Here is a 15,419-nt window from a genome sequence, read left to right as displayed (position 1 = left end):
GTCTCTTTTCCACTCTTTTGTGTCTTCCGCGTATGCGGGGTGTCTGTTGTCGCTTCTTGTGCGCCAGCGATTACCCCAGTTGCTGCATACCCGCCACCGCGTCCATACCGTGCTCCGTACCGGCGATGATGCCCGGCATCGCGACCGTCACACCGCCATGATCACCCTGTCGGGCCACATGTCCGTAGAATCCGGTGACGATGCGACGTTTCCGGTGGTGGTGGGGTGCTCTCGCGCTCACGTTCGTGGTGGTTCTCGTCGGGTTCATTGCCTTTACCGGGTCGGAAAGCCGCCCAGGGCAGCCGTCCCCGCGCCAAGGCCCACCGGGAACGGGGCCGCTGACGGTCGTCTCCATCGGCGACAGCACCGTTTCCGGTGAGGGCGCGGGCGACTACACGCCCACGACCAACGGGCAGGGCGGCAACTGGTGCCACCGCTCCCCCAACGCCTTCGTCGAGCAGGTCAAGATCCCCGACGTCACCGCCCGGGTGAACCTCGCGTGTTCGGGGGCGCCCTCGGAGCAGATCGCCCTCGGCGAGGCCAAGCAGTGGACCGAGCCGTCACAGGCGCAGCAGCTGGCGAACCTGATCAAGGACCACCGGGTCGCCGCGGTGGTGATCGCGATCGGCGCGAACGACGAGCCGAAGTTCTCCGCTCAGGTCAACGAATGTTTCAAGGCCTGGTTCTCCCCGCAGAATCCGCCGTGCAGCGCGGCGCTTCGCACCACCTGGAAGTCCAAAGTGGACGCCATGGTGCCGAAGGTGACCAACGCCGTCGCCGACGTCAAGAAGGTGCTGGCGCAGGCCGGTTACGTCCCGGCGGACTACCAGCTCGTGCTGATGTCGTACGCCTCGCCGGTCGGCCCCCAGATCCCGGAGGCACTGCGCAGCCTCAACGGCTGCCCGTTCCGCACGGAAGACCTGGAGTGGATGCGCCGCGACGGCGTCCCCATCCTGTCGGACGGGCTGAAGCAGGCGTCGAGGGCGACCAGCGCGCGGTTCCTCGACCTCTCGCGGGCGGGCGCCGGCCATGAGGCATGCAGCAGCGACCCGGCGAACGAGTGGTTCAGCAGGCTGACCTTGCAGCTGCGCGACCTCGGCCAGGTGGACCGTGCCAGCCACGCGTTGCAGGAGTCGTTCCATCCCAACGCGAACGGGCACGCGCAGGTCGCGAACTGCCTCAACGAGTTCCTCGCCGCGCGTGACGGCAACGCGTCGTGCCTCTCGGGCCCCGACGGCAAACTGCACGCCGCGCCCGAGGTGATCGCCCGCTAGCCCCGGCTAGAGGTCGAGGGCGGCGCGCAACGCGATGTCGATGCGCTCCTGGACCTCTTGGTCGATCTCCGCGATCTTCTCGTCGAACCACGGCCGGTACAGGCGCGTGAGGTTCAGCGTGGAGACCCAATAACGCGCGTCGACGGCGACGCCGAGGATGTCCTGCGGGTCACGGTCCAGCAGTTCGGTGCCGAGCAGCCACGGCCGCTCGGATTCGTTCACCCCGTCCGAGGACAGCAGTACGACGGTGCGCTGCCGTGCCGGTTCGGTCGGGGGGTGGTACGTCCAGACTTCACCCCTGTGCACGCAGATCCTTCTCCGCGGCTGTCAGCTCGGCCTCGTCCGATTCGGCGGACGGTTCGACCGGGGCGCGCTGCGGGGTGTATCCGGTGCGGACGGCTTCCCTGCGGGCCGCCTTGGACAACCACGACGAGACCGAGATCCCGTGTGCTTTGGCGGCCCGCTCGGCGAACTCGAGCGCACCACTGTCGAGTGAGAGTGTGACCTTACGTGTTGCCATACCTTTTATCGTACCAGCGCCGCGCAAGCCCACCCGTTTTCTCGTTTCACAGGGTGGGAGAACGGCCCTCGAACGGCGTCGACAGCACCACCGTGGTCCGTGTCGAGACCTTGGCGGACTCGCGGATCCGGCGGAGCAGGTCCTCCAGTCCGAGCGGCGACGCCACCCGGACCAGGAGAATGTACGACTCGTCCCCGGCGACCGAGTAGCAGGACTCGATCTCCTTGATGTGCTCCAGACGCTGCGGATAGTCGTCCGGGGCGGCCGGATCGTTCGGCGTCAGCGAGATCAGCGCGGTGAGCGGGAGGCCGATCTGCTCGCCGTCGAGCCGCGCGGTGTACCCGAGGATGACCCCGCGCTGCTCCAGGCGTCGCACCCGCTGATGCACCGCCGACACCGACAGGCCGACCCGCTCGGCCAGATCGGTGAAACTGCGCCGTCCGTCCGCGGCCAGCTCCTGGACGATGGCCTGATCCAGCGGCTCCAGACCACCGGTCATGCGTCGAGCACGATCAAGTCGTGCGGACGCTGGTTGACCGGCTCGACACCGTCCTCGGTGACCACGACGATGTCCTCGATACGGGCACCCCAGCGGCCGGGCTGGTAGATGCCGGGCTCGACGCTGAAGGCCATGCCGGGCTCGAGCGGCAGCGCGTTGCCCTTGATGATGTAGGGCTCCTCGTGCACGTCGAGGCCGATGCCGTGGCCGGTGCGGTGGATGAAGAACTCGCCGTAACCGGCCTCGGCGATGATGTCGCGCGCGGCGGCGTCGATCGACTCGGCGGTGGCGCCGGGGCGGACGGCTTCGACGGCGGCCTGCTGGGCCCGCTGCAGGACCGCGTACGTCTCGGCGACGTCGGCGTCGCGCGGCTCGCCGACGGCGTACGTGCGGGTGGAGTCGGAGTTGTAGCCCTCGGCGATCGGGCCGCCGATGTCGACCACGACGACGTCGCCGCGCTCGATCACCCGCTCGGAGACGTCGTGGTGCGGGCTGGCGCCGTTGGGGCCCGAGCCGACGATCACGAAGTCTGCGTGCGTGTGGCCCTCTTCGACGATCGCGGCGGTGATGTCCGCGCCGACCTCGGCCTCGGTGCGGCCGGGGCGCAGCCATTCGTGCACGCGGGCGTGCACGCGGTCGATCGCCGCGCCCGCGTCGCGCAGCGCCTGGATCTCGGCGGCGTCCTTGCGCATCCGCAGTTCGCGCACGATCGGCCCGGCCAGCGTCTGCTCGGCGTCGCCGAGCGCGCCGCGGAAGGCGAGTACGTGCAGCGCCGGGGTGAAGTCGCTGACCGCCACGCGGCCTGGCTTGCCCAGCCGGTCGGCGACCAGTTCGTAGGCGTTGTCACCGTCGACCCAGGTGACGATCTCGATGCCGAGTTCGTCGGCGGGGACGTCGGCGTAACCGGGCGCCTCCAGCTTCGGCAGCACCAGGGCCGGGACGCCGTCGGCCGGGATCACCAGCGTGGTCAGCCGTTCGAACGAGCCCCCGGCCTGGCCGATGAGGTAGCGCAGATCCGAGCCGGGCGCGATCAGCAAGGCGTCGGTGTCCGCGGCGGCCGCGGCGGCGCGGGCCCGGTCGAGGCGGGCGCGGAGACTGGCAGCGTCGGGGGCTGGGTTGTGAAGGGAACGGCGCGACATGACGCCGAGCCTAGTCGGTCCGCGCCCCTTGGCTCACCGGCCGGTCACCCCCGATCGGGGCGGGATCGTCGAGCCCGCGCCAAACCCGGAAGATCGCCGGGAAGGTGCCGGCGATCAGGTACAGACCACCGAACACGGAGAGCGCGCCGACGAGCCCGATCCCATCGAGCAACAGCCCGGCCGCCATCGAGCCGAGCGGCATCGCGGCGAGCACCCCGCCCACGAGAAGGCTGAGCACGCGACCCCGTACGGCCTCCGGCACCCGTTCGTAGACCACCGGGAGCACGATCGGGTTGAGCGCGCCCGCCCCGATCCCGGCGACCGCCAAGCCCGCGAGCAGCACGACCGGCGCCGGCTCCAGCGCGAGCAAGGCGAACCTCGGGGCGCCTTCGATTCCCACGGCGACGAGGATCGCCGTCCGCCGGGAGAACCGGTGGCCGATCCAGCCATAGATCGCAGAACCGAGCAGGGCGCCCGCCGCGACCGCGGTGATCATGGCGCCGATTAGCGCGGTGCTGTGCAGGACCTGGTCGCCGTAGGCAGGGTAAAGGACACCGAGCAGCCCGAAGTCGAGGCTGTTGGTGAGCATCAGCATGCCGACCACGGCGCGCAGCACCGCGTCGCGTTTGACGTACCCGAGGCCTTCGCGCAGTTGCTTGCGGTAGCCGCCCGACGACGGTCTCGGCGGGCCGGCCTCGACGGGGATCAGCGCGAACACCAGAGCCGAGGACAGCAGGAGCGCGCCCGCGTCGACGAACAGCACCGGCATCGGCCCGATCAACGCGATCAGCGCGCCGGCGGCGGGTCCGCCCACCATCCGGCCGGTTCTCATCGCCGCTTCGACGGCACTCGCCGCCCTGCTCACGCCGACACCCCCGAGTTCGGCGACACCGGGGAGCAGCACCTGCTTCGCAGTGTCGGCGGGACCACGGGAAACCCCCATCACGAACGACAGCACGATCAGACCGGGCAGGCTCAGCCCGGTCGTGCCCATCGCGAGCGGGATCAGAAGCACCGTGACGGTGGTCAGCAGGTCCGCGCCGACGCTGGCCCGGCGGGTGCCGAGCCGGTCCACGATCGGCCCGCCCAGCAACGCGGCGACCATCAGGCCCAGCACCTCGGCCGCGGTGACGAGGCCGGTCTTGGTGCCGCTGCCCGTGCTCTGCAGCACGAACCAGGGAATCGCGAGCAACGTCATCATCACCCCGGCCGAGGAGATCCCCGAAGCCACGACCAGGGCCCCCAGTGGCATCCGGCTCATGGCGTCTCCGGCCGGGACTTCCTCGGGAAGGCCGCCCAATGCACGCGAACCTGGGTGTCGCCGTCCTTCTCCGGACGGCGGTAGCGGCCGATCACCTCGAGGATTTCGTCGCTCAACGCGGCGGCCTCGTCCGGCGTCAGCGAGAGGGGTGAATCGTGGAAGCTGACGTTGTCGATCCACTCGTCGGCCCAGTCCCGCACTTCGGCGACGAACTGCGCTTCGGCGGCGTACCGGCGCTCGATCATCGTGTGCGCGTAGGCGTTGAACGGACCCGCGAGATCCGGGTCGTCGATGAAGTCCCGGGCGCGCATCTGGTCGCCCTCGTGCACGGCCTTCCACCATCGGTCGCGCCTGCTGCCACGTTCGGTGTCCTCGGAGATCAGCCCGATCTCGGCCAGCTGACGCAGATGCCAGCTCGTGGTCCCGGAGCTCTCTCCTACCCGTTTCGCCAGTCCGGACGCCGTCGCCGGACCGTCCTCCCGCAGCAACTCCAGGATCTTGACGCGCAGTGGATGCGACAGCGCCCGCAGAACCCGGCCGTCGACCCGCGCGAGATACCTCTCGCTCTTCCCCATGTCTTGGACCTTACAACCGCAGAGACTTCTTTGCAAAGAGTTCTCTGCGGTCATTCGGCCGAAGAGCGCGATTCTGGAGTTTGACTTCAAGTTAAGTGCAGGTTTTACGGTCTTGGGCATGACAACGAACTCGCCTTACCAGCTCGCCGTCGTGATCAGCAGCGTCCGCGAGGGCCGCTTCGCTCCCGTCGTCGCGAACTGGTTCCTCGATCGCGCCAAACAGCGCGACGACGTCACCCTGACCGTCATCGACCTGGCCGAAGCACCCGGCGATCTCTCGCCCGGCGTCGCCGCCGCGGACGCCGTCGTCGTGATCGTTCCCGAGTACAACCACAGTTACCCCGGCCCGCTCAAGACCGCGCTCGACGCCACCGGCCCCGAATGGCACGGAAAGCCCGTCGCCTTCGTTTCCTACGGCGGCATCTCGGGTGGCTTGCGCGCGGTGGAGCACCTGCGCCCGGTCTTCGCCGAACTCCACGCCGCGACGATCCGCGAGACCGTCAGCTTCCCCTACGCGTGGAACCACTTCGGCCCGGACGGGGAGCACGACGACTTCGAAGGCGCCTCCATCGCGGCCACCACATTGCTGAATCAGCTGAACTGGTGGGCCAACGCGCTGCGCGACGCACGCCAGGTGCGGCCGTACGCGGCCTGACCGGTATCCGTGGAGGACTCGGCTGGGGGTCGGGTCCTTCACGGACATCCGGGCCGGGACATGGCAGGCTGTCCGCGTGACCGGACCACTCGCTCTCCTCGATTCCGCGAGCCTCTACTTCCGCTCGTTCTACGCACTGCCCGAGTCGATGACCGCCCCCGACGGGACGCCGGTCAACGCCGTGCGCGGGTTCACCGACACCGTCGCGCGGATCCTCGTCGACCGGCGCCCCGCACGGCTGGTGGCCTGCCTGGACGCGGACTGGCGGCCGAAGTTCCGCACCGATCTGCTGCCCAGCTACAAGGCGCACCGGGTGGCCGAAGAGATCCCGGAGGGCAGCGACGTCGAAGAGGTGCCGGACACGCTCACTCCGCAGGTGCCGATCATCCTGGAACTGCTGGAGGCCTTCGGGCTCGCGACGGCCGAGGCGGCCGGCTACGAGGCCGACGACGTCATCGGCGCGCTCGCGATCCGCGAGCAGGTCTCCCCCGTCGAGGTCATCACCGGTGATCGCGACCTGTTCCAGCTGGTCCGGCACGAACCGACGTCCACCGTGGTCATCTACGTCGGCAAGGGCTGGAACAAGGCCGAGATCCTCGGCCCCGACGAACTCGCCGAGAAGTACGGGATCCCGGCCGCGAACGCCGGCCCCGGGTACGCCGACATGGCCGCGCTGCGCGGAGACCCGTCGGACGGGTTGCCGGGTGTCGCCGGGATCGGCGAGAAGACCGCCGCGAAGCTGATCACCCAGTTCGGTTCGCTGCAGGAGCTCGTCGAGGCGTCCACCGCCGGAGACTCGCGGGTGCCGCTCAAGACGCGGTTGCGGCTGAGCGACGCCGCCGACTACCTCGCGGTCGCGCCGACCGTCGTCCGGGTCGCGGCCGACGCGCCGGTCGAACAGTCCCGCCCGGACACCGTCCCGTCCGAGCCCGCCGACCCGGACAAGGTCGCGGAACTGGCGGAGCGCTGGAATCTCGGCCGTTCGGTGGAGCGCCTGCTGGCCGCGCTCCCCAAGCCGTGAGCAACACCGAGGCCGACCCGGCCGAGCTGCTGTGCCGGGAGCGGCCGGGCGAGGGTGTCACCGTGCTGACCCCGCGCGACGTCCCGCTCGGCGGTCCGCGCGCGATCCGGGTCCGCCGCACACTCCCGCAACGGCGACGATCGCTGATCGGCGCGTGGTGTTTCGCCGACCACTACGGCCCCCAGGACGTGTCGGACTCCGGCGGGATGGACGTCGCGCCGCATCCCCACACCGGATTGCAGACCGCGAGCTGGCTGTTCAGCGGCGAGATCGAGCATCGCGACAGCATCGGCACGCGGGCCATGGTCCGGCCGGGTGAACTCAACCTGATGACCGCCGGCCACGGCATCGCGCACTCCGAGGTCGCCACAGTGTCCACACCGGACACCGCGACGCTGCACGGCGTCCAGCTGTGGATCGCGCTGCCGGACGAACATCGCGACACCGCGCGGGATTTCCGCCACTACGCGCCGCCCCTGCTCCGGCTGCCCGGAGCCACCGCACGCGTCTTTCTCGGCAGCCTCGCCGGAACCACCTCGCCGGTCCCGGCGTTCACTCCCCTGCTCGGCGCCGAGCTCACCGTGGAGCCCGGAGCGACCCTCGCCCTCGACGTCGACCCGGTCTTCGAACACGGTGTCCTGCAGGATCTCGGCTCCGTCACCGTCGCCGGAGCGGCATTGGGCACCGGCGAACTCGCCTACCTCGCGCCCGGCGCCGAACGGCTGGAGTTGACGAACTCCGGCACCGAACCGGCTCGGGTGCTCCTGCTTGGCGGGACTCCGTTCACCGAGGAACTCGTGATGTGGTGGAACTTCGTGGGCCGCAGCCACGACGAGATCGCCGAATACCGCGAAGCGTGGCAGGCACAGGCGGACCGGTTCGGCCGGGTGGAGGGCTACCAGGGCAACACGGCGTGGTTGCCCGCACCCACGCTGCCGCAGGTGCGGATCAAACCTCGTCGCAATCCGGCCTAGCGACGGATAAAGACAAAGCGCTCAGGTACCTCCGTGGATTCCGGCTTTGGCCGACGACCCGGCAATCGCCACGTTCGCCCCACAGGCACCAGCAGTCACAACGGCTGCGCGTGAAGGCCCCTTCCCTTGCGCCTAGTGTCCTGCGCTGGAAGTTCGCGCCGTAAATCCGTATCGATATCCGGCCGTCTCGCGCCTGGCCCCGGGGGGCATGAAGTGCGTCGCGAAAGCCACTTTCGCGACCCCTGGGGTCGCGAAAGTGGCTTTCGCGACACGGTCACCCCACAGCCCACAAGCGAACCCCCGCGACCCGACACCACGAAGTCAGCGGAATGCTCACGGCCTCAGACGACACCATCTTCACCGCGCGAAGCAAGAACAAGATCCTTCGGCACCACGCCGAACTACCACACGAACATCCGACTCGGGACACTAGGTATAGGAAGGGGTCCTTCATGTATTGGGGAGCTAGAAGAACGTCCCGCACCACGGCGGCCGCGCGGTGTGGAACAGGGAGTCGGCCCGGGCGACCGCCGTCTCGTCCAGCACCTCGACCCGGCCCGACAACGCCAGATCGCCGAAGAGGCCGTGGCCGAGGTACAGCGACGACAAGGCGGCGACGTCCAGCCGCAGGTCGGCGTCGGCGGTCGTCCGCTCCGCACCGTCCGGGCCGACGACGTAACGGCCGCTGTTGTCCGGAAGCTGCTTGTCGAGCACTTCGAGCACCACGGGATCAGCGGTGCCGTACGTGCGTGCCCGCAGCGCGGCGGAGACGTCGACGAGCCGTAGCCACAGGTCGTCGATGACCTCGATGGTGTTCACCGCACGGGGGTCGGTGAGCAGTCCGGCGATCGGCTCGTCCATCGGGCGGAGGCGTCCGGTGACGGCCGAAACCAGGTCGATCGACAGCAGGAACCGCCACAGTCCCGCCCAAGCTTGCGGCGTGGCGGCATGGAGTTGCCCGATCTCCAGAATCGCTCCACGTTCCGGCGCCAGCCGGTCGCGCGCGTCGATGGTCTGGTAGACGACGAAACCGTCGTCCCCGTCCGGTCCACTGTGGACCGCGACGCGATAGCCGTCGTTCCCGGTGACCACCCGGTCGAAGAAGCCCGGCCACCAGTGCGCCGGCCGCGTGACGAACCCAGGCCGCGTTCCCTCGAAGCTGTTGTACAGCGCGGGAACACGCTCCACGGCCTCGGCAGGGGTGACGAACCTGACCGCCCCTTCACGCCCCACGCCGTCACGGAGCCGGGCGCGTGGACGTTCGACGGAAACGCCTTTGCCGAAAGTGGCCGCGCCATAGCCGAAGCGGCCGTAGATCACGGCTTCCGACGCGTGCAGCGCGGCCAGTGGGACACCGCGTGCCGCGAAGTCCTCCAGCTGAACCGCCATCATCGAGGTGAGAATCCCGCGGCGGGTCCAGTCCGCGCGGACACCGATCCCGTCGACGGCCGCCGTGGCGAGCTTCTGTCCACCAGGGACGGTGAGCTCGACATCGAAGGAGCTGGCGATCCCCACCGGGGTGCCGTGGTCGTCGAACGCGGCGAATTTCCCGGCGGCGGGCCAGGACGGAGCCATCTTCGCCCAGACCTCGTCCGAGGCGGGCCTGCCGTGCAAGGACTCCGCCAGGACTTCGAGGCAGGCCCGTTGTTCACCTTCGGCCACCGCGCGCACAAGGAATTCGCTCATAGCCGGAGATCCTGCCGTCCGGTCCCGGCGAACCCAACCGGTTTTCAGGCCGGCGCGCCGACTTCGTACCGGCCGTCGTCACCGGTGACGGTGATCGTGACGGTCTTGCCCTCGCCGCCGACCTGGACGGTGCAGGTGAACGTGCTTCCGTCCTTGACCGTCTGGTTCGGCGGGCACAGCACGTCACCGACCTCGCTCACCTGATAGGTCTCGGTCAGGATCTTCCGCACGTCCGCCTGCATGGTCCTCGGGTCGAAGACCCTGCCCGGAACGGTGGAGGACGAACCGCCCGACGTGCCGGACGCGCTCGAAGAAGCGCTCGTCGTCGGCGGGACCGTGACGGTCTTCGTCGCCGGCGCGGGCGCCGGGGTGTCCGAACAGGCCGCCAGCACGACGAAAGCGGCACCACACAGACCGACCGTCGCGACGGCTCGCCTGCTCACGCTTCTCCACCCCCACCGGTGTGATCATCCAACGTCAGAAGAAGGTACCGCACCAGGGATTCACTCGCGTGCCGAACAGCAGGTCCGCCCGCTCCAGTGCGGTCTCGCCGGTGGCGCGGACGCGTCCGGCGGTCGCGAGATCCGACGGGCGCCAGCCGCCGAGGTACACCATCGACAGGGTGTCGGCGTGCAGTTCGAGATCCGCCGGGTCGGTCGTGCGGGCGGCGCCGTCCTCGGAAAGCCGGTAACGGCCGGAGTTGTGCTCCAGGAACGGGTCGACGACTTCGAGGACGATCGGCTCGCCCCGATACGTGCGGGCGTCGAGCATCGCGGCGACGTCCACCAGCCGGAGCCAGCCCTCGTCCTGGACCTTCGGCACGACCGCGTGCCGCGGGTCCGTGAACAGCAACTCGACCGGTTCGTCGAGCGGCCGTTTCTCCGCGGTGATGCGGTCGACCAGGTCCACGGACAGCAGGTGACGCCACAACCCGGCGAACGCGTCGGGATTCGCGTAGTGGAAGGACTGGATCTTCAGCTGCGCCGATGCCCCGAAATGGGCCCTCTCGACGGTGTAGGTGACGTAGCCGTCGGTCCCGTCCGGGCCCCGGTGCACGGCGGTCGCGATCGGCGTGGTCGCCCGGCGCACCTCCCGGACGTAGCCCGGCCACAGATTCGGGCTCCGCGCGATCATGCCGGGCCGGGTGCGCGGAAGTGCGTCGAAGAGCGACGGCCATTGCTCGATCGTGCTTTCCAGGTCCAGCAAGGAGATCTGCCCGCCCGTCGGTACCTCGGGGCGGAACCGGGCACGGTTCCGGTCGATCTCGATCGACTTGCCCCTTGCCGCGATGCCGTAGCCGAACCGTCCGTAGATCGCGCCTTCGGAAGCGTGCAGCATCGCCGCGGGAATGCCGCGAGCGGCGAAATCCTCGAACTGGGCGCGCATCAGCGCCGTCAGGACGCCACGGCGGGTGCGGTCGGCGCGGACGCCGACGAGGCTGACCGCGGCGAGCGGCGTGGTGCCGCCGCCGGGCAGCGTCACTTCCGAGTCGAAGGACCGGACGGTACCGATCAGCTCCGGGTCGAACGCACCCAACCCGCGGTCCGGTTGCAGGGACCCGGCGGCGGCCGACCACTCCTCGTCGGTCATCTCCTTGACATGCAAGGCACGCCTGAACAGATCGGTCGCGGCACGGTCCTCGTCGGACCGCAGCGGCCGCACGGAAAAGTCGCTCATGATCCGATCATGCAGGAACGACCGTGCCCGGCGCCCGTCGTTTATTTGGTGACGGCGGGCGGCGAGACCTCGTAGTTGCCGGTGTCACCCTTCACGGTGATCGGCACCTCCTGCGGCTTGCCCTCGATCGTGGCGGTGCAGGCGAACTTCACCCCGTCCTTGACCTCCTGGCCGGCGGGGCAGGTGACCGCGCTGATCTCCTTGATCCCGTAGGTCTCGGTGAGCAGCTTCTGCACGTCGGTCTGCATCTGCGTGTTGTTGAAGACCTGGGTGTTGAACCAGCCGGGGGTGACGAACCCGAGGATGCCGACCGCCGCGATGATCACCACGAGCGCGCCGATCCCGATGAACAGGCCCTTCTTGGACTTCGGCTTGTCCTGCGCCTCGCCCTGGGTGCCCTGGAACTGGCTCTGGCCGTAGTCGTACTGGCCGGGCTGCTGCCCGTACTGCGGCTGCTGCTGCGGACCACTCTGGGGGTAGCCCGGCTGCTGCTGGGGCCCGCTCTGCGGATAGCCCGGCTGCTGCTGGCCGTATTGCTGCTGCTGACCCCACTGAGGCTGCTGTTGCTGCGTCTGGGAAGGGTCGTGACCGGGCTGCTGCTGCGGATATCCCGGCTGCTGCTGGGCCGGGTCGTAAGGCGCGGGCTGCTGACCCCATTGGGGTTGCTGCTGCTGGGTCTGCGACGGGTCGTGCTGCGGCTGCTGACCCCACTGAGGCTGCTGCTGCGGGCCGCTCGGCGGTTGAGTGCCGCCCGGCTGTTGCCCGTAGCCCGGCTGCTGCCCCCACTGGGGCTGCTGCTGCGGGTCGTTGCCGCCATACGGCGTGCTCATCGTTTCGCCTCCGCCTGTTCCGCCATCGTCACCGGCCGGATCACTGACCGTCGTGGGCGATCCAACCACAGGTTGGCACCCCTGCCCACTGTTCACGGGTGGTGTCGGGGCAACTGGCCGCGACCGTGCTCACACCGGCGGCGCGGTCACTCCGCCGGTCGGCCCAACGCCTGGTGAGTGGTCGGGACGGTTCTGACCATCCGTACCACTCACGACCGGCCGTACCGAGCCGGCGGTTTCGCGTGACGGGATGGACGACACCGGTGATCCGACGGACGACACGCGTGGCTGGACGGCCGACACGCGCGCGGCCGGGTTCCGCCACGAATCGTCCATCCCGTCACGCGAAACCGCCATCCACGCACCGTGCTGAGCCACGGTCGCCTCACGGGACCGGTCTTCAGGGCCGAAGGCGTCCTTCGCCGCATCAGACGCGGCGAAGGCTCCCTTCACCCCACCATCGGACCGGCCCAGGTCACGCGCCGCCGGCCGCCACGACTCCGCGCCGCAGAGCCTTCACCGCGTCCGAAGCCGCCGCCCCGACCGGATCCGCCTTCCCGAGGACGTCGCGGATCTGGTCCAGCAGGTCGATGACCTGTCGCGACCACCGCACGAAGTCGCCCGCGGACAGTTCCTGCCCGTTCGCTTCGGCGGCCGTGAGGACCTTCTCCAGCGACTCGCCGCGGGCCCACCGGTAGACGGGCCAGGCGAAACCGGCGTCGGGTTCGCGGGTGCGATCCAGCTTGTGGCGCCGCTCGTCCTCGGTGAGCTCCATCCACAGGCGCGTGGTCGCCTGCCAGGCGTCGACCACCTTGCCCAGGGGCAGGCGAGGCTCCCCCGCGGTGTCCCGGCGCGCCTCGAAGACCAGCGTCGAGACGACCGCGGCGAGTTCGGGCGGGGTGAGGCCCTTCCAGACGTCGTGCCGGATGCATTCGGCGGCGAGCAGGTCGGACTCGCTGTAGAGGCGGGTGAGCCGCTTGCCGTGTTCGGTGACGCGGTTCTCGCCGTCGCCCTTCGACTCGGGGCCTAGGTAGCCGCGTTCGCCGAGCAGCCGCAGGATGCGATCGAAGGCGCGCGCGAGCGAATGCGTGGTCGCGGCGACCTTGCGTTCCAGTTGCTCGGTCTCGGCGGTGAGCCGCTGGTACCGCTCGACCCAGCGCAGGTTCGCCTCGCGTTCGGCCAGGCCGTGGCAAGGATGCGCGCGCAGCGCACGCCGCAGCGCGGCCAGCTCACCGTCCTCATTGGCCCCCGCGCGGCGTTTTTGCCTGCCGGGCAAGGAGATTCCCGCGTTGCGCAGACTCGCGGCGATGTCACGACGGGTCTTGGGCGAACGCAGCTCGATGTGCTTCGGCAGCTTGATGTTCCCCAGCGCCTCCACCGGCGCCGGGAAGTCGGAGACCGAGAGCGGGCCGGACCAGCGGTCCTCGGTGACCACGACGGGCCGCGCTTCGCGGATCGGGTCGAGCCCCGGGTCGACGACGACGGCGAGCCCCGCGCGGCGTCCCGCGGGCACGGCGATGACGTCGCCCTTGCGGAGCTTCTCCAGCGACTCGGCGGTGCCGGCCCGGCGCGCGGAGGTGTTCTGCCGCGAGAGTGCCTTCTCCCGGGCGGAGATCTTCGCGCGCAGATCGACGTACTCCAGCATCTCGTCGAAATCGCCGGTGATGGCGGAGGTGTAGCCCCGCAGGGCCTCCTTGTTCCGCTCGATCCGCCGCGCCGTCCCGACCACCGACCGGTCGGCCTGGAACTGCGCGAACGACTGTTCCAGCAGGTCACGAGCCGCCTCGGCGCCGACCTGGGCGACCAGGTTCACCGCCATGTTGTAGCCGGGCCGGAAGGACGACCGCAGCGGGTACGTCCTGGTCGAGGCCAGCCCGCCGACCTGCTTCGGGTCGATCCCCGGCTGCCAGGCGACGACGGCGTGGCCTTCGACGTCGATGCCGCGCCGCCCCGCTCGCCCGGTGAGCTGCGTGTACTCCCCCGGCGTCAGGTCGACGTGCGCCTCGCCGTTGTACTTCACGAGCCGTTCCAGCACCACGGTGCGCGCGGGCATGTTGATGCCGAGCGCCAGCGTCTCGGTGGCGAAGACGACCTTCACGAGGCCCTGGACGAACAGCTCCTCGACGGTCTCCTTGAACGCCGGGAGCAGCCCGGCGTGGTGCCCGGCGATACCGCGTTCGAGGGCCTCACGCCATTCCCAGAACCCGAGGACGCCAAGGTCGCCTTCGGGCAGGTCCTTGGTGCGCTCGGCGACGATGCGGCGGACCTTCTCGACCTCTTCGGGACCGTTGAGCCGCAGGCCCGACCGGACGCACTGGCCGACGGCGGCGTCGCAGCCGGCGCGAGAGAAGATGAACACGATGGCGGGCAGCAGGCCGGCGTTGTCCAGCCGCTCGACCGTGTCGGTGCGGGACGGCGGCCGGTACCTCGGCATCCGCGACGGCGCGCCTCGCCGCCCTCTCGGTCCGCGCAATCCGGCCGGGGCGAACCGGCCGCCGATCTCCTCGGTGCGGCGAAGCAGGCTGGGGTTGATCCGCAGTTCCGCGCCCGGCGCGTTTTCCTCCTGGCCTGCGAACAGATCCAGCAGCCGGTTGCCGACCAGCATGTGCTGCCACAGCGGCACGGGCCGGTGCTCGTCGACGACGACGGACGTGTCACCGCGGACCTCGACGAGCCATTCACCGAATTCCTCGGCGTTGCTCACCGTGGCCGACAGGCCGACGACGCGGACGTGCTCCGGCAGGTGGAGGATGACCTCTTCCCAGACGGCGCCGCGGAACCGGTCGGCGAGGTAATGGACCTCGTCCATCACCACGTACGCGAGTTCGCCGATGGTCGAGGACCCGGCGTAGAGCATGTTGCGCAGGACCTCGGTGGTCATGACCACGACCTGCGCGTTGCCGTTGATCGAGGTGTCACCGGTCAGCAGGCCGACGGCGTCGGCGCCGTGGCGGGCGACGAGGTCGGCGTACTTCTGGTTCGACAACGCCTTGATGGGTGTCGTGTAGAAGCATTTGCGGCCCTCGGCGAGGGCGAGGTGCACCGCGAACTCGCCGACCACGGTCTTCCCGGCGCCGGTGGGCGCGCAGACGAGCACGCCGTGCCCGTCTTCGAGCGCCTCGCAGCCGCGGACCTGGAAGTCGTCGAATTCGAACGACGATTCCGCCGCGAAGCGGGTCAGCTGGGGGTACCGGCCGCGGCGCTGGGAGGCGGCGTATGCCTCGGCCGGGGTCTGAGGAGGGCTATTGACCACTTCGTCAGGGTTCCATACCCCACCGACAGTTCGCACTCGGTGTGACGATCTCGGG

15 protein-coding genes are annotated in these 15,419 nt (G+C 69.7%); 4 read left to right on the top strand and 11 right to left on the bottom strand.

Translation table 11 applies throughout. The annotated features are described in order from the left end of the window. Positions 1 to 200 precede the first annotated feature (200 nt). Positions 201 to 1,274, top strand: coding sequence for a GDSL-type esterase/lipase family protein (locus tag ACIHAO_RS16155; RefSeq protein WP_396558456.1), 1,074 nt, complete (start codon positions 201 to 203; stop codon positions 1,272 to 1,274). Positions 1,275 to 1,280: 6 nt separating this feature from the next. On the opposite strand, the gene ACIHAO_RS16150 is transcribed toward ACIHAO_RS16155, so the two are convergent. The 6 genes from ACIHAO_RS16150 to ACIHAO_RS16125 are packed head-to-tail and all read right to left on the bottom strand — an operon-like array spanning position 1,281 to position 5,268. After that, complete coding sequence (locus ACIHAO_RS16150) at positions 1,281 to 1,580, bottom strand: hypothetical protein (RefSeq protein ID WP_005150941.1); 300 nt, start codon at positions 1,578 to 1,580, stop codon at positions 1,281 to 1,283. Then, positions 1,567 to 1,794 carry a hypothetical protein gene (locus ACIHAO_RS16145; protein WP_007035425.1) on the bottom strand — a complete coding sequence of 76 codons (228 nt, stop codon included), beginning with the start codon at positions 1,792 to 1,794 and terminating at the stop codon, positions 1,567 to 1,569. The genes ACIHAO_RS16150 and ACIHAO_RS16145 overlap by 14 nt, the downstream gene beginning before the upstream one ends. Before the next feature lie 46 nt (positions 1,795 to 1,840). Further along, complete coding sequence (locus tag ACIHAO_RS16140) at positions 1,841 to 2,293, bottom strand: Lrp/AsnC family transcriptional regulator (protein ID WP_125787729.1); 453 nt, start codon at positions 2,291 to 2,293, stop codon at positions 1,841 to 1,843. Then, complete coding sequence (locus ACIHAO_RS16135; RefSeq protein WP_396558453.1) at positions 2,290 to 3,432, bottom strand: M24 family metallopeptidase; 1,143 nt, start codon at positions 3,430 to 3,432, stop codon at positions 2,290 to 2,292. The genes ACIHAO_RS16140 and ACIHAO_RS16135 overlap by 4 nt, the downstream gene beginning before the upstream one ends. Positions 3,433 to 3,442: 10 nt before the next feature. Then, a complete protein-coding gene (locus ACIHAO_RS16130) occupies positions 3,443 to 4,693 on the bottom strand; it encodes an MFS transporter (protein WP_396558451.1) in 1,251 nt (416 codons plus the stop codon). Beyond that, positions 4,690 to 5,268, bottom strand: coding sequence for an ArsR/SmtB family transcription factor (locus ACIHAO_RS16125; protein ID WP_396558449.1), 579 nt, complete (start codon positions 5,266 to 5,268; stop codon positions 4,690 to 4,692). The genes ACIHAO_RS16130 and ACIHAO_RS16125 overlap by 4 nt, the downstream gene beginning before the upstream one ends. A 118-nt stretch (positions 5,269 to 5,386) precedes the next feature. Between ACIHAO_RS16125 and ACIHAO_RS16120 the strand changes: the two genes are divergently transcribed. The 3 genes from ACIHAO_RS16120 (at position 5,387) to ACIHAO_RS16110 (ending at position 7,918) form a co-directional block, all read left to right on the top strand. Continuing rightward, entirely contained in the window at positions 5,387 to 5,923 is a 537-nt protein-coding gene (locus tag ACIHAO_RS16120) for an NADPH-dependent FMN reductase (protein ID WP_396558447.1), read from the top strand. Positions 5,924 to 5,999: 76 nt separating this feature from the next. Further along, entirely contained in the window at positions 6,000 to 6,944 is a 945-nt protein-coding gene (locus ACIHAO_RS16115) for a 5'-3' exonuclease H3TH domain-containing protein (RefSeq protein WP_396558445.1), read from the top strand. Next, entirely contained in the window at positions 6,941 to 7,918 is a 978-nt protein-coding gene (locus ACIHAO_RS16110; RefSeq protein WP_396558443.1) for a pirin family protein, read from the top strand. Before ACIHAO_RS16115 ends, ACIHAO_RS16110 begins: the two co-directional genes overlap by 4 nt. Positions 7,919 to 8,383: 465 nt before the next feature. Here the strand turns inward: ACIHAO_RS16110 and ACIHAO_RS16105 are convergent, their stop codons facing one another. From ACIHAO_RS16105 to ACIHAO_RS16085, 5 genes are all read right to left on the bottom strand, one after another. Further along, the gene (locus ACIHAO_RS16105; protein WP_396558441.1) at positions 8,384 to 9,604 is read right to left on the bottom strand and encodes a GNAT family N-acetyltransferase; all 1,221 of its coding nucleotides are present in this window, start codon (positions 9,602 to 9,604) and stop codon (positions 8,384 to 8,386) included. A gap of 44 nt (positions 9,605 to 9,648) precedes the next feature. After that, the gene (locus ACIHAO_RS16100; RefSeq protein WP_125794088.1) at positions 9,649 to 10,047 is read right to left on the bottom strand and encodes a DUF4333 domain-containing protein; all 399 of its coding nucleotides are present in this window, start codon (positions 10,045 to 10,047) and stop codon (positions 9,649 to 9,651) included. Between the two features lie 34 nt (positions 10,048 to 10,081). After that, positions 10,082 to 11,281 (bottom strand): GNAT family N-acetyltransferase, encoded by a 1,200-nt coding sequence (locus ACIHAO_RS16095; protein ID WP_396558439.1) that lies wholly within the window; start codon positions 11,279 to 11,281, stop codon positions 10,082 to 10,084. A gap of 41 nt (positions 11,282 to 11,322) precedes the next feature. Next, positions 11,323 to 12,111, bottom strand: coding sequence for a DUF4333 domain-containing protein (locus ACIHAO_RS16090; protein ID WP_396558437.1), 789 nt, complete (start codon positions 12,109 to 12,111; stop codon positions 11,323 to 11,325). 475 nt (positions 12,112 to 12,586) lie between these two features. Continuing rightward, positions 12,587 to 15,364: a DEAD/DEAH box helicase gene (locus ACIHAO_RS16085; protein WP_396558435.1), complete on the bottom strand. Its 2,778-nt coding sequence runs from the start codon at positions 15,362 to 15,364 to the stop codon at positions 12,587 to 12,589. Positions 15,365 to 15,419 lie beyond the last annotated feature (55 nt).

The organism is Amycolatopsis sp. NPDC052450, from assembly GCF_044547565.1.
Taxonomy (GTDB): domain Bacteria; phylum Actinomycetota; class Actinomycetes; order Mycobacteriales; family Pseudonocardiaceae; genus Amycolatopsis.
This window is presented reverse-complemented; position numbering and strand designations above follow the sequence as displayed.

Coding starts and splice junctions, on each gene's coding strand:
- ACIHAO_RS16155 (WP_396558456.1), top strand. CDS start 201: ATGCGACGTTTCCGGTGGTGGTGGGGTGCTCTCGCGCTCACGTTCGTG.
- ACIHAO_RS16145 (WP_007035425.1), bottom strand. CDS start 1,794: ATGGCAACACGTAAGGTCACACTCTCACTCGACAGTGGTGCGCTCGAG.
- ACIHAO_RS16140 (WP_125787729.1), bottom strand. CDS start 2,293: ATGACCGGTGGTCTGGAGCCGCTGGATCAGGCCATCGTCCAGGAGCTG.
- ACIHAO_RS16135 (WP_396558453.1), bottom strand. CDS start 3,432: ATGTCGCGCCGTTCCCTTCACAACCCAGCCCCCGACGCTGCCAGTCTC.
- ACIHAO_RS16130 (WP_396558451.1), bottom strand. CDS start 4,693: ATGAGCCGGATGCCACTGGGGGCCCTGGTCGTGGCTTCGGGGATCTCC.
- ACIHAO_RS16125 (WP_396558449.1), bottom strand. CDS start 5,268: ATGGGGAAGAGCGAGAGGTATCTCGCGCGGGTCGACGGCCGGGTTCTG.
- ACIHAO_RS16120 (WP_396558447.1), top strand. CDS start 5,387: ATGACAACGAACTCGCCTTACCAGCTCGCCGTCGTGATCAGCAGCGTC.
- ACIHAO_RS16105 (WP_396558441.1), bottom strand. CDS start 9,604: ATGAGCGAATTCCTTGTGCGCGCGGTGGCCGAAGGTGAACAACGGGCC.
- ACIHAO_RS16095 (WP_396558439.1), bottom strand. CDS start 11,281: ATGAGCGACTTTTCCGTGCGGCCGCTGCGGTCCGACGAGGACCGTGCC.
- ACIHAO_RS16090 (WP_396558437.1), bottom strand. CDS start 12,111: ATGAGCACGCCGTATGGCGGCAACGACCCGCAGCAGCAGCCCCAGTGG.